The organism is Pseudohongiella acticola, from assembly GCF_001758195.1.
Classification (GTDB): domain Bacteria; phylum Pseudomonadota; class Gammaproteobacteria; order Pseudomonadales; family Pseudohongiellaceae; genus Pseudohongiella; species Pseudohongiella acticola.
In genome coordinates this window covers 1,668,858-1,682,728 of the sequence record NZ_MASR01000001.1, presented here as the reverse complement: position 1 = coordinate 1,682,728, position 13,871 = coordinate 1,668,858, and the positions used below count along the sequence as shown (strand labels likewise).

General features: G+C 54.8%; 12 protein-coding genes. 6 read left to right on the top strand and 6 right to left on the bottom strand.

Annotated elements, in window-relative coordinates:
- Positions 1-44: 44 nt before the first annotated feature.
- Genes PHACT_RS07095 through PHACT_RS07085 form a run of 3 tightly spaced genes read left to right on the top strand, consistent with a single transcriptional unit; the run spans position 45 to position 2,371 of the window.
- A complete protein-coding gene (locus PHACT_RS07095; RefSeq protein ID WP_169819412.1) occupies positions 45-779 on the top strand; it encodes a uroporphyrinogen-III synthase in 735 nt (244 codons plus the stop codon).
- Between the two features lie 6 nt (positions 780-785).
- Positions 786-2,108, top strand: coding sequence for a uroporphyrinogen-III C-methyltransferase (locus tag PHACT_RS07090; protein ID WP_070116542.1), 1,323 nt, complete (start codon positions 786-788; stop codon positions 2,106-2,108).
- Positions 2,109-2,131: 23 nt separating this feature from the next.
- Positions 2,132-2,371 carry a hypothetical protein gene (locus tag PHACT_RS07085; RefSeq protein ID WP_139141462.1) on the top strand — a complete coding sequence of 80 codons (240 nt, stop codon included), beginning with the start codon at positions 2,132-2,134 and terminating at the stop codon, positions 2,369-2,371.
- 137 nt (positions 2,372-2,508) lie between these two features.
- Here the strand turns inward: PHACT_RS07085 and ubiD are convergent, their stop codons facing one another.
- The 4 genes from ubiD to hemB all read right to left on the bottom strand — a co-directional run bounded on the left by ubiD (position 2,509) and on the right by hemB (position 7,251).
- Entirely contained in the window at positions 2,509-3,972 is a 1,464-nt protein-coding gene (gene ubiD / locus PHACT_RS07080) for a 4-hydroxy-3-polyprenylbenzoate decarboxylase (protein WP_070116540.1), read from the bottom strand.
- A gap of 206 nt (positions 3,973-4,178) precedes the next feature.
- The gene (gene rho / locus PHACT_RS07075; RefSeq protein WP_070116539.1) at positions 4,179-5,438 is read right to left on the bottom strand and encodes a transcription termination factor Rho; all 1,260 of its coding nucleotides are present in this window, start codon (positions 5,436-5,438) and stop codon (positions 4,179-4,181) included.
- 338 nt (positions 5,439-5,776) lie between these two features.
- The gene (trxA, locus tag PHACT_RS07070) at positions 5,777-6,103 is read right to left on the bottom strand and encodes a thioredoxin TrxA (RefSeq protein ID WP_070116538.1); all 327 of its coding nucleotides are present in this window, start codon (positions 6,101-6,103) and stop codon (positions 5,777-5,779) included.
- 122 nt (positions 6,104-6,225) lie between these two features.
- The gene (hemB, locus tag PHACT_RS07065) at positions 6,226-7,251 is read right to left on the bottom strand and encodes a porphobilinogen synthase (RefSeq protein ID WP_281201722.1); all 1,026 of its coding nucleotides are present in this window, start codon (positions 7,249-7,251) and stop codon (positions 6,226-6,228) included.
- Positions 7,252-7,370: 119 nt separating this feature from the next.
- On the opposite strand from hemB, the gene PHACT_RS07060 reads away from it, so the two are divergent.
- Entirely contained in the window at positions 7,371-9,506 is a 2,136-nt protein-coding gene (locus tag PHACT_RS07060; protein ID WP_070116536.1) for an FAD-dependent oxidoreductase, read from the top strand.
- Here PHACT_RS07060 and PHACT_RS07055 read toward each other — a convergent pair.
- A complete protein-coding gene (locus PHACT_RS07055; protein ID WP_139141461.1) occupies positions 9,503-9,961 on the bottom strand; it encodes a flagellar basal body-associated FliL family protein in 459 nt (152 codons plus the stop codon). The genes PHACT_RS07060 and PHACT_RS07055 overlap by 4 nt on opposite strands.
- Before the next feature lie 232 nt (positions 9,962-10,193).
- On the opposite strand from PHACT_RS07055, the gene PHACT_RS07050 reads away from it, so the two are divergent.
- Positions 10,194-11,741, top strand: a complete 1,548-nt coding sequence (locus tag PHACT_RS07050; protein WP_070116535.1) for a mechanosensitive ion channel family protein — start codon at positions 10,194-10,196, stop codon at positions 11,739-11,741.
- A complete protein-coding gene (locus tag PHACT_RS07045; protein WP_245730619.1) occupies positions 11,738-12,253 on the top strand; it encodes a disulfide bond formation protein B in 516 nt (171 codons plus the stop codon). Before PHACT_RS07050 ends, PHACT_RS07045 begins: the two co-directional genes overlap by 4 nt.
- A gap of 1 nt (position 12,254) precedes the next feature.
- On the opposite strand, the gene gshA is transcribed toward PHACT_RS07045, so the two are convergent.
- The gene (gene gshA, locus PHACT_RS07040) at positions 12,255-13,826 is read right to left on the bottom strand and encodes a glutamate--cysteine ligase (RefSeq protein ID WP_070118208.1); all 1,572 of its coding nucleotides are present in this window, start codon (positions 13,824-13,826) and stop codon (positions 12,255-12,257) included.
- Positions 13,827-13,871: the final 45 nt, after the last annotated feature.

Sequence of the window (13,871 nt, the reverse complement as noted above, 5' to 3'; positions counted from 1 at the left end):
GGATGCAACTTTCAGGCTTATCGGTATTATTGACACGACCGCAAATGCAATCGGCCAGTCTGGTTAAGGCCATCAACAGCCATGGCGGCCAGGTATGCGAGTTGCCACTGATCGAAATCGATCCGGTTGATGACCCTGATGCCTGCGAGGCAATCAAGGCGCGGATTCTGAGTCTGGATCAATATGACGCAGCGATATTCATCAGTACCAATGCCGCGCGCATTGCGCTGGAGTGGATTGATGCCTGGTGGCCGCAGGTACCTGACGGTCTGGCAGCCTATGCTGTTGGGCCGGGCACGGCGCAAGTGCTTCGGGCTCTTGATTGGCCGGTGAACTGTTCTGACAAAGGCGTCACCAGCGAAGACCTGCTGGCCCTGCCTGGGCTGCAGAATATCAGCGGCCAGCGAATCGCACTGGTTCGCGGCGTTGGCGGTCGTGAGCTGATTGCTGAAACGCTACGCGAACGCGGCGCCACGGTAGACTACCTGGAATTGTATCATCGACGCACACCAGACTACGGCACTGATATGTTGCTGACGATGATCCGGCAACAGCAGATCAATGCCATTGTGGTCACCAGTGCCCAGATTCTCGATGTACTATTGCACTTCCTGCAGAATGACCCGACCACCATAACGTCGATTCCGGTGATCGTTCCGTCGGAACGTATACGCCAGCATGCAATCAATGCCGGCGTGGTGCGCGTGATTAATGCCGGTGGCGCGAATGACGAAACCGTATTGGAGGCACTGGCCACTGTTGCTGTGCCGCTGGGGTAATAGATAATGGTCGATACAGAACAGCCTTCGATGAATGACGATCCGTTTCAGAGCAGAAAAAAACTGGACACCTCCAGCGTGCTCGACGAAATAGGTCGAAAAAATCACGCTGCCCCCAGGCGCAGTAACACAGCCGGCCGGACTGCTTTTGCATTCATGTTTGTGTTGATATTGTTGCTTGCGGCAGCAACTGGCTGGCTGGGATACCAGCAATGGTTGTCTCAGGACCGGGTGACCCGGGCGGTAACCGATGTGCAGAGCGAAAGTGCTCGCTGGCAGCAACAGGTGAACGACATGCGGGCCGAGCTGACAGCACAGCGTGAACAACTGCAGTCAGACATGACAGAACAGGCCGCATTGCTGCGGCAAAGCAACAGTGCCGTGCAGACAGCGCTGACTGAAATAGACACGCAGGAGCAGTCCGGCCAGCAACGCCTGGAGCGAGTGCAACAACAGGTTGCCCGTGACATGTCGGACACACAGAGTCTGGTAGCCGCACTGCAGCGGCAAGTAGCGATTCTCCAGCAACGCGATACACGCTGGTTGAATGCCGAAGCCAATTATCTTATGCGACTGGCCCAGCAAAAGTTGCAGCTGGAATCCGATCTGGCTTCTGCGGAATTATTGCTGGGCATGATTGATACCTTGCTGGCCGGCCAGAGCGGCCCTCTGGTCGCCACCACGCGTCAGAACCTCGCCGATGACCTGCAGGCGATCCGTAACACGCAGTTACCCGATCGCGCCATGGTGTCACAACGCCTGGTCAGGCTGGGCAATAATCTCGACCAGATGTCGCTCGCCGGATCCCGTCAGGACAGTTATCAGGAAGGCGTTCAGGGCCAGTTGCAGGAAACAGCACAGGCGGTGTCAGAGGTCGGTTGGGTGGAGGCCGGCCTTGACCTACTGCGCAGTATCTTTGTCTGGCGTGAGTGGGACGAGACGCCGGTGGAAAGTTTGCCGCTTCAGCAAGAGGACCTTTTGAAGCAGCAGTTGCAGTTGCAACTGGAGCAGGCACAACTGGCGATGCTGCAGGATGATGAGTCGCTTTACCGGCAAATACTGGCGCAGGTCAGCAACAATATTCAGCGCTATGTTGGATCAGACAATGAACGAGGCCGTCAGTTGCTGGCTGAACTTGAGCAATTGCAGGCCATTGAAATACACATGGCGCTGCCGGACCTGTCAGGCACGGCCGCGCTGATTCGGCAGCTGGCGAGCAGCGCTGCTCCGACAACGCCGGTGGCTCCCGCAACGCCGCGAGTACCTGAAAATACCTCAGTTCCTGACAGCAGCTCTGTGCCGGCGGTCAACGGCCAGCCCCTGAACTGATAAGCGGGGTTCGGAGAACCAACATGAGAAAGTTGTTTATATTGATTCTGCTCGCGCTGGTCGCCAGTGTTTTACTGGCCGTTCAGTTGGCGCGCGATCCGGGATACATCCTGGTCGCTTACGGCAATTACACGTTTGAGACCAGCCTGTTTGCCCTGCTGATGGTGCTGTTATTGTTGCTGGCCATTATCAAGCTGGTATTGAGTCTTCTGGGTTGGCTCAACCCATTCCGCTGGCGTTCGTCAAAGCGGGTAAAATCCTGACCTGAATTTTATCGGGTGGTGCGGAGCTGCCTGAACAAGGGGTGGGGCCGGCCGGTGGCCGCACGCCCTTGTCCTCCAGGCAGATCTCAGGTTTGGTGCAAGCCCCGGAAGTATTGACTGGGCTGGCACAATAATCTTCAGATGCCCAGCTTATCCCACAGATCGTCGACTTTTTTCTTTACGTCAGCATCCATGGTTATGGGTGTGCCCCACTCGCGGGTGCTTTCACCTGGCCATTTGTTGGTTGCATCCATACCGATTTTTGAGCCCAGCCCGGACACGGGCGATGCGAAGTCCAGGTAATCAATCGGAGTGTTCTCGATCATGACGGTATCTCGCGCCGGGTCCATTCGTGTTGTCATTGCCCAGATGACATCATGCCAGTTGCGAATATCAACATCGTCATCGGTGACAATGACAAACTTGGTGTACATGAACTGCCGCAGGAATGACCATGCGCCCATCATCACTCGTTTGGCGTGGCCGGGGTACTGTTTGCGGATGCTGATAACCGCCAGGCGATAGGAGCAGCCTTCCGGGGGCAGATAAAAATCCACAATCTCCGGATACTGCTTCTGCAACAATGGCACAAATACTTCATTTAACGCCACGCCCAGCATGGCCGGTTCATCCGGTGGCCGGCCGGTATAGGTGCTGTGATAAATCGGGTCTTTGCGATGGGTGATCTTTTTCACGGTAAAGACCGGAAAGCTGTCTACCTCATTGTAGTAACCGGTGTGATCTCCGAACGGACCTTCGTCTGCCATGTCGTCCGGTTCGATCACGCCTTCCAGCACAAATTCGGCACTGGCCGGCACCTGCAGGTCGTTGCTGAGGCATTTGATGACCTCGGTTTTACTGCCACGCAAGAGTCCGGCAAAGGCATATTCGGACAGTGTGTCGGGAATGGGCGTTACTGTGGCCAGGATGGTAGCCGGATCGGCGCCGATGGCAATCGATACCGGGAAACCCTCACCAGGGTGTTTAAGCTGCCATTCACGGAAATCCAGAGCACCGCCGCGATGTGACAGCCAGCGCATGATCAGGCGGTTCTTGCCGATGACCTGCATGCGATAGATGCCCAGGTTCTGCCGCTCTTTCTCGGGTCCGCGGGTAATCACCAACGGCCAGGTGACCAGAGGGCCGGCGTCACCAGGCCAGCAGGTCTGCACCGGCAACTTGCCCAGATCAACATCCGCTTCATTGATCACCACATCCTGACACGGCGCCTTTTTGCGCACGGAAGGGGCAATATTCAGTACCTGTTTGTAGGTCGGCAGGTTCTGCCAGATATCCTTCCAGCCTTTGGGCGGTGTTGGTTCCTTCAGGAACGCCAGCAGTGTGCCGACGTCACGCAATCCCTGCAGGTCCTGTTGCCCCATGGCCAGCGCGATGCGGCGGGTATTGCCAAACAGATTGCCCAGCAGAGGAATGTCGGATCCGATGGGGTTTTCAAACAGCAGCGCCGGACCGCCGGCACGCAGAGTGCGGTCACAAATCTCGGTGATTTCAAGGTTGGGGTCGACAGGGACGGTGATGCGTTTGAGTTCGCCTTCAGATTCCAGCAGGGTGATGAATTCTCTGAGGTCTTTGAACGACATGTTCTCTTCCTGTTAACTCTGATCTGAATCCGGCTGAAGTCTTGCACAGGCCCGGAGAGCTGTCTGGGCAAGGGAGTGCGGTCGCTTGCCGACCCCACCCCTTGGTCAGGCGGCTCCGCACAGGCCCTTGATGCCCCGCTCGAGTTCGCCCTCCGCCTGACGACCGGCCTTTTTTAACGACGTTAATGCAACGCAGACAGCTTAAATTACTTGCGCTTCATCATGTTGAAGAATTCGTCGTTGGTCTTGCTGTCCTTCAGCTTGTCGAGGATAAACTCGGCAGCCTGCACGTCTTCCATGGTGCTCAGGATCTTGCGCAGAATCCACATGCGCTGCAGCTCTTCCTCTGATGTCAGCAGTTCCTCTCGGCGCGTGCCGGAGCGACGAACATTGATCGCAGGGTAGATGCGCTTCTCGGCAATTTTCCGGTCAAGATGGATTTCCATGTTGCCGGTGCCTTTGAATTCCTCGTAGATTACTTCGTCCATTTTCGAACCGGTCTCAACCAGTGCGGTGGCGATGATGGTCAGGCTGCCGCCTTCTTCCAGATTTCGTGCGGCGCCAAAGAAACGTTTTGGACGCTCAAGTGCATGCGCATCAACACCACCGGTCAGTACCTTGCCGGAGGACGGTACGATTGTGTTGTAGGCTCGCGCCAGACGGGTGATGGAGTCGAGCAGGATAACCACGTCCTCTTTGTGTTCGACCAGGCGCTTGGCTTTTTCGATAACCATCTCGGCAACCTGAACGTGGCGCGCCGGGGGCTCATCAAATGTGCTGGCAACCACTTCGCCACGCACCGAACGTTGCATGTCGGTAACTTCTTCGGGCCGCTCGTCAATCAGCAGCACGATGAGGCGGCACTCAGGGTTGTTACGGGTAATGGATTGAGCGATGTTCTGAAGTAACAGGGTTTTACCAGCCTTGGGTGGAGATACGATCAGGCCGCGCTGGCCTTTGCCGATAGGGGCAGTGAGATCGATAATGCGAGCGCTGAGGTCTTCCGTGCTGCCGTTGCCCAGTTCCAGTTTAAGGCGTTCGGTGGGGAACAGAGGGGTCAGGTTTTCAAACAGGATTTTGTGCTTGGAGTTTTCGGGTTTAGCGAAGTTGACCTCAGCGATCTTCAGTAGAGCAAAATAACGTTCGCCGTCTTTGGGTGGCCTGATCTTGCCTTCGATGGTGTCGCCCGTGCGCAGGTTAAAGCGTCGAATCTGGCTGGGTGAGACGTAAATGTCATCAGGACCTGCCAGGTATGATGAATCCGACGAACGCAGAAAGCCAAAGCCATCAGCCAGAATTTCCAGCACACCATCGCCACTGATGTCTTCGCCGTTTTTGGCGTGTTTCTTCAGTATTGCGAAGATGATGTCTTGCTTGCGTGTGCGGGAGAGGTTTTCGAGTCCCATTTCCACGGCGGTTTCAAGAAGCTGGGCAATGGGTTGCTTTTTAAGATCGGTAAGATTCATAGGCTAGGTTTTTTAAGTTCTTTTGGGATACAGGAAGTCTGTAACGGGCAGCGCAGCCGGAGCACATATAACGAAGGTATGAATACGGGCTGGGTGCCAGTTGGGTTTAAAAAGTCGGATTTCAAAATAATCGGATTTAAAATCGGGCTAAGGTAAAGTCGGATTCAGCTCAAGATTCTGGCTTGGTTTGGATCGGGTAAGAGACTGGAATCCGCGCCGTCGAAACGGGGATGCGGCTGAATATAAATGCTTCAAGCGCCGCTGTCTACAAAAATCTGCATTATTTTTCCCCTGGTGCAGTCGCGAAAAAGCGAGGCGGCACCAGGGGCCAAAGGCAATCAGATTACGCTGTCGATAAAGGCAGCCAGCTGGGATTTTGACAATGCGCCAACCTTGGTGGCTTCAACCTGGCCATTCTTGAAAATGATCAGCGTTGGAATGCCACGTACACCAAACCGGGGTGCAGTTTCGGCGTTTGAATCGATATTCAGTTTGCAGATCTTCAACCGGCCTGCGTATTCGTCTGAAAGTTCATCCAGCACGGGAGCGATCATTTTGCAGGGACCGCACCATTCTGCCCAGAAGTCGACCATGACAGGGCCGTCTGCTTTCAGTACATCTTGTTCGAAACTCGCGTCAGTAATGTGAACGATTTTGTCGCTCATAGGACATTCCTTCAATGTTGGGTCAGGGTAAGCATCAGGCATCGGGCTAACGAAGAGAGGCTTGAGCGGCTTAATGACGGGCTAGGTTTATACTCTCTATCATAAGGCCAAAAAATATGGTTTCAAGTGCTTTGCAGCAAGCGCGCTGCCTTTTTGGCGAAATAGGTCAGAATCGCATCCGCCCCTGCGCGCTTGATACTGACCAGAGATTCGATGGCAACGGCTTCCTCATCCAGCCAACCGTTGCGGGCTGCAGCCATGTGCATGGCGTATTCACCACTGACCTGATAGACCATGGTGGGGGCGCCAAATTCATCTTTAACCCGGCGTACGATGTCAAGGTAAGGCATGCCCGGTTTGATCATGACCATGTCAGCACCTTCGGCCAGGTCCATGCCGACTTCATGCAGGGCCTCATCGCTGTTGGCAATATCCATCTGGTAGGTATGCTTGTTGCCTTTGCCGAGATTGCCACTGGAGCCAACGGCATCGCGGAATGGGCCATAATAGCTGGACGCATACTTGGCTGAATAGGCCAGGATACGGGTGTAGATATGGTTGTTGTCTTCCAGCGCATGACGAATGGCACCGATGCGACCGTCCATCATGTCGGAGGGGGCTACGATGTCTGCGCCGGCGGCCGCATGCGACAGCGCCTGTTTGACCAGGGCTGTAACCGTCTCTTCATTTAACACATAACCGTTGTCATCAATGATCCCGTCCTGGCCATGGGTCGTATACGGATCAAGTGCGATGTCGGTGATAATACCCAGGTCCGGGAAGTCGGTTTTTAACGCTTTGACGGCACGCTGCACCAGGCCGTCCGGGTTCCAGGCTTCGTGCCCGTCCAGCGATTTGGTGTCCTGATTGGGTGAGGGAAACAGAGCGATGGCCGGAATGCCGAGCTGGCACAGTTCCGCCGCCTCTTTCAGCAATTCGTCGATGCTGAGTCGAAAGATGTCCGGCATGGACGGGATTTCCTGCCGCTGGCCGCTGCCTTCAACGATGAAGATCGGGAAGATCAGGTCATCTGTGGTCAGTCGTGTTTCCCGCATCAGGCGACGGCTGAATTCATCGCGGCGCATACGGCGTAGTCGTGTCAAAGGAAATTGGCGCTTGGTGCTGCTACGTGAGGTATGATCGGTCACAGATTTGTTGCTCTCGGTTCATTGTTCAGGGGCCAGTTGGTAACAAAAACTATAGCACAGCGTCCTGCCGGATCAAAAAACTGCAGGCAGCGCTGGCAAATTACATTAGCGGGAGAATTATGAGTAAATCCAGATGGGCTGTTGTCGCTGTCATTGCAGCCGCCGCCATTGCGTATTTCAGTCTCGACCTCGGACAGTATCTGACCCTGAGTTATGCCCAGTCGCAGCTCGACACGCTGCGTGACTTTAGTGAAAACAATTTTGTGCTGACGGCAGGTGCATTTTTTGCCATCTATATTGTGGTGACGGCCCTGTCTTTGCCCGGCGCTGCTATCATGACCTTGCTGGGCGGTGCAATTTTTGGTCTGGGCTGGGGTTTGTTGCTGGTGTCATTTGCCAGCAGTATTGGCGCCACACTGGCGTTTCTGGCATCACGTCTGTTGTTGCGAGACTGGGTGCAGAGCCGTTTTGGGCGGTCATTAAAGGCGATCAACAAAGGGGTCGAGCGTGATGGCGCCTTTTATCTGTTTACCCTGCGTCTGGTGCCGGTGTTTCCGTTCTTTCTGATCAATCTGGTGATGGGCCTGACGCCCATCAAAACCGTCACCTTCTACTGGGTCAGTCAGGTGGGCATGCTGCTGGGCACCGCCGTGTTTGTTAATGCCGGCGTTGAGCTGGGGCAGCTCAGCTCGTTGGCAGGACTGCTGAGCGGATCGCTGATTCTGTCGTTTGTGTTACTGGCGGCAATGCCGTGGCTGGGTAAGGCGATCATCGCACTGATCCAGCGTAACCGTCTGGCTAAAGCCTACAAAAAACCTTCAAAATTCGATACCAACCTGGTGGTGATTGGTGCCGGCTCTGGCGGTCTGGTGGCGTCCATCGTTGCTGCCGGCGCCAAAGCCAGTGTTACGCTGATTGAGAAACACAAAATGGGCGGGGATTGTCTTAATACCGGATGTGTTCCCAGCAAGTCATTGATTGCCAGCGCCAAGGTCGCGGAAACCATTCGTCAGGCGGAAGCATTTGGTATCAAAGGTGCCAGCGGCGAAGTGGACTTTGCCGCGGTGATGGAGCGGGTACAGGGGGTCATCAAGGCCATAGAGCCTCACGATTCGGTGGAACGCTTCACGTCGCTGGGTGTGGATTGTGTGCAGGGGGAAGCGTTTATTCGTTCTCCGTGGACGGTTGAAGTTGACGGTCGCACCATCAACACCCGAGCGATTATCGTCGCCACCGGCGCCCGACCGCTGATCCCGGAAGTGCCCGGCCTGTCGGATATCGACTATCTGCACTCAGACAATGTCTGGGGCTTGCGCGAACTGCCCCGGAAGTTGCTGGTGTTGGGGGGCGGCCCGATTGGTTGTGAGCTGGCGCAGGCCTTTGCCCGTCTGGGCTCAGATGTGACCATACTCGACCGTGCCGAACATTTGATGTCGCGTGAAGATGATGATGCTTCGGCGTTGGTTGAGCAGGCTTTCCGTGAGCAGGGCATCACCATGCTGCTGGGGCATGAAATGCAGGCATTCCGCTCTGGTGCCTCGGGTGATTGCCTGACCGTGTCTGCGCCCGACGGTTCTGAAAAGGAAGTAGGGTTTGACAAGGTACTGGTTGCTTTGGGTCGAAAACCCAACGTCGAAGGTTTCGGTCTGGAAGAATTGCAGATGCCACTGACCGACCGGGGAGCGATTAGCGTCGACAGTGCCATGCGTACGGCATACCCCAGCATTCTGGCTTGTGGTGATGTCGCCGGCCCGTATCAATTCACTCACATGGCGTCTTTTCAGGCCTGGTACGCAACCCTGAATGCGCTGGCTGGCATGTTAAAAACTTTCCGGGCAAACTACGGGGTCGTGCCGCACGCCACCTTTACTGACCCTGAGGTGGCCCGGGTAGGTATAAACGAAAAAGAAGCGAAGGCACAGGACATTGAATATGAACTGACCTGCTATGAGCTCGATCATCTGGACCGGGCATTGGCTGAGGGTAATGCTCGCGGATTTGTCAAAGTACTGACCGCGCCTGGTAGTGACCGAATCCTGGGTGCCAGTATCGTAGGCCCGCATGCCGGCGAGCTGATCGGTAGCTTTGTGTTTGCTATGACCCACAAGATGGGATTAAAAAAGATCGCGGGCACCACTCATATTTACCCGACCATGCTGGAGGCCAACCGCTTTGCTGCCAATGCCTGGCGCAGCGCGCGGGTGCCGGCCAGACTTATGCCGTGGGCCGAGCGGTACTTCCGTTCCCGACTCTAGCGCTGTATCACAAAGGATGTGAAGTACAGATTGATGACCTGGCTGGAGGTGCCGGGGCCTTCCACCAGATCCAGGGCCTGCTTGATCTCGTTGATTGCCTCGGCCCGCAATTGCTCTTTGCCTCGTATCGACGTCAGGTTTTCTTCCAGTTGTGTCGAAAACAGCGTCACCAGACGATTGCGTATATAGGGCAGATGGCGATCCAGTGTGGCCGCTGAGCCGGGTTGGATGCGCACGGTGACGTCGGTTTTGAGATATTTCAGACGACCGGCGCCATCATAATTAGTAATGAAACTGGGCCCCAGATTGTAGTAGATCAGATCTGCCATGCCGCTGCCGGCCTCGCCATCAGCGGGCGCCGGGGCTGCCGCAAACAGCGCCGGCGTCAGACACACTGTCGCCGTCAAGCTGGCTGCGATAAGCCAGGTTTTGCTGCGCAAAAGTTTTTTGATCATATAAATCAAGATGTTATCCGGTTTTGGATTGTGATTTCTTAAGGTCCTGGCAATGGGTCCGTAAAAGCATTATCGGCTGACCGTGGCGCCACTGAAGCCTTCTTTGATAGCATGGGCGCTTAATTTGGCGGCCGCCTCGCTGCGCGAAGGCGTCAGTAAACATCAACAGCCCTGCCGGCGTTGGCGATTGCCAGCATCAAAGCCAGAATATCACGCCAGAGAAATTGTTTGCATGCCTGACTTTATAACGAACCAATTGCCTGAACAGATCACTGCCTTGCTGGAAACCTACGAATGGGTCTCTGTGGTCAGTTCGATTGTGATTCTGTTAGTGGCAGCCTGGTTGTCCAATTTTATCACCAAACGCTGGCTGGTGCGCGGCGTATTCTCGTTGATCGAAGGCCCGCCAAAGACTGATGAAAACGGGAAGCGTGTTAAACGGGATAAAAGTATTTATTACCGTTTCGGCTTCATCAGTCGTCTGGCCAATGTTATTCCGGCTCTGGTGATCACCTTTGGTATCCGGTTGGTGCCGGACCTGCCCGCTGTTGTTGTGACAGTGGTAAACAACGTTGCCAATGCCTTTATTGTGTTGACCATTGCGCTCGCGCTGGGGTCAGTCATGGACCTGATCAATGATCTGTATCAGCGTCGCCCGGATGCCAAAGACAGGCCGATCAAAGGCTATCTGCAGGTCATCAAGATTGTTCTGTATGCCATTGCTGTCCTGTTGATGATTGCAACGCTGCTTGATCGCTCACCGGTGATACTGCTGTCAGGTCTGGGTGCCCTTGCGGCGGTTCTGCTATTGGTCTTTCAGGACACACTGCTGTCTTTGGTAGCCAGTGTCCAGATTACGTCCAATGATATGGTGCGCGTGGGCGACTGGATCGAGATGCCTGACCTGAATGCCGATGGCGATGTCATTGATATCGCCTTGCATATCGTCAAGGTGCAGAACTGGGACAAAACCATTACCACCATTCCCACCCGACGCTTTATCAGCGGATCTTTCAAGAACTGGCGCGGCATGAAGGAAACCGGTGGCCGTCGTATCAAGCGCTCGGTGTATCTGGACCAGAACAGCGTGCACTTTATGAGTACGGAAGAAATTGAGCGGCTGGGTCGCTTCTCGCTGTTGCAGGACTATCTTACGGATAAGCAGGAAGAGCTGGATTCCTGGAACACCAAGCTGGAAGAGCGTGGCAAAGAGCCAGTTAATACCCGCAGAATGACCAATCTCGGTACCTTCCGGGCGTACATGGTCAATTACCTGCGCGCCAGCGACCGCGTGCGTCAGGATCTGACCCTGATTGTGCGTCATCAGGGGCCTGGGCCAGAGGGGCTGCCTATCGAAATTTACTGCTTTACCAATACCGTGGAGTGGGTGGATTATGAGGGTATCCAGTCTGATATTTTCGATCACATTCTGGCAATATTGCCGGAGTTCGGGCTGCAGGTGTTCCAGCAACCCAGTGGTTACGACATGCGATCAATTGCCACCCCGTATTCGTCGCCCGATAATGACGACACTGCCAACGAACGCAGTTTAAAAAATACGCCTGAAGGAGAGCCGGGCGACGAGGATTCTGAATCGCACGGCGGCAAGGATGAATCGGGCGATGAAGAGCCTGACACGGACACAAATCCAGGCGAGAATGCAGACACAAGCACGGATAAAGAAACGGAAAAAAGCACGAAAAGAAGCGCGGACACGAGTACAAATAAAGAACCCGACCGGAACAAAAACGAATCAACCAGGCAGGATAAAACCACATGATTGCTCAATTAATGGCGTTGATGCCGAACTCACGACTATTGAATCTGCTGATTTTTCTGGCCACTGCGTTGATTATCGGTGCCGCGCTCTACATGGAGCATGTGATGCTGCTTGAACCCTGCGGTTTATGCATTACCCAGCGTGTATTTGTGGTAGCAGCGGGTCTGGTCTGTCTGTTGGCGGCGCTGCACAACCCCGGTGCCACCGGTCGTCGCAATTACGGCATGCTGGCCGCTACAATGTGTGTGGCGGGCGCCTATTTCGCCATTCGCCAGATCTGGCTGACTTACTTGCCGGAAGATCAGGTGCCAGCGTGCGGCCCGGGCTTCAGTTACATGCTGGACAATTTTCCGCTCATGGATACGCTGAGCTTCCTGCTGGTCGGTGATGGCAACTGCGCAGAAGTGAACTGGCGCTTTCTGGGAATATTTTCAATTCCCGAGCTGGCGTTAATGGGATTCGTGGCGCTGTTCAGTCTGTGCCTGTTTCAGGCCTTTCGACGAGAAGGCTGAGTCACAGCCGATAATCGTTCCATTGCGTCAGGAAGCTTTCGAAGTCAAGTTCATCACTGGCTTCCGCCTGCGCCTGCGCGGTCAGTGATTCAGCGCTGGTGGCCGTGAAGTGGTCCTGACGTGCTGGCAGCAGGGGGCTGGAGAGAAAGCCCTGTTGTACGCCTTCCGAGTGTTGCATGCCGAATTTACAGAATGGCTGGTTATTGTCCTGTAGTGCCTGCAGGATTTTGGCCGAGGGTGTTTGTGTTGGATCATCAACCTTGGTCTGTTGCGCTGCCAGGGCCTGCGAATAAGCGCCGGTTTCGTGCGCGTGGTCCAGCAGGCTGGCGCTGTGGCCGATATCCTGCAGCAATTCGGTGGACCAGTCTTTTAATGTCACCGGCTTGCCTTTGCGCTGCAGTTCCAGTCCCGCTTCGCGACCACGATTCACAGTCAGCGCCAGGTTCTGTTCAATTTCATGATTCTCGGTTTCCACGCATGCTGGACTGTCGGATAACAGACAATAAACCAGGAATGCATCCAGAAAGCGAATTTGCTCCGCATCGATACCCAGCGGGAGAAAGGGGTTCAGGTCCAGAGCCCGCACTTCGATATATTGAATGCCACTTTCCTTGAGTAGCTGCAGTGGGCGCTTGCCATCGCCGACGCGTTTGGGCCGGATGGTGGCGTAGAATTCGTTTTCCAGTTGCAGCAGGTTGGTGTTGATCTGCAGGTGGTGGTCATCACGTTTCATGCCGATGCGCTGGTAAGGCGCATAGGGTGTCGACAGCGCCGAATACAGGCTGTCGATGTAATTGTTCAGGTCGTTATAACACACAAAAATTGAACGCTGGGCGTCACTCTTGTAACCCAGGTCTCCCATGCGCAGGCAGGTTGCATCGGGTTTGTACAGCGTTGCCGCATCCAGCGCTTGCAGGTCGTGATTACGATCGTCGGTAAAACAGCGACACACCGCAGGCGAGGCACCGAACAGATAGACCAGCAACCATGAGTAGCGGTGAAAGTTGCGGATCAGGTGCAGGTATTTGCGGGTCCGAAATGCCTGCATGGTTTCGTTAGAGCCCGACAAGGAATGAAAATCATCCCAGAACGTATCGGGCATGGAAAAATTATAGTGAATGCCGGCAATGGTCTGCATCAGTCGGCCGTAGCGATGGCCCAGACCTTCGCGGTACAGCGTCTTGAGACGGCCCATGTTGGATTTGCCATACTGCGCCAATGGAATCTGTGCTTCACTTTCCAGCAGGCAGGGCATGCTGGAGACCCAGAGGCGCTCGCCTTCAGGCAGATTCTGATAAACAAACTTGTGCAGATCATCCAGAAAGGACAGGCAGTCATCGATCGAGTCTGACACCGGTGTAATCATTTCCACCAGCGCCTCGGAATAATCAGTGGTGACATAAGGATGCGTCAATGCGGAGCCCATGCCCACCGGGTGCGGTGTCTGCGCCAGCCGGCCCTCGGGGGTTACACGCAGGCTTTCCTTTTCGATACCACGTTGAATCTTTGCCCAGGCTGGTTTGAACTCTGATAGTTGAAACCGCTCAAGTGATGCGTTAAATGATCTGGTCAAGATGTCGGCCTCTGATGATCTGTTGCCTGCGACAGGCGGTAACAA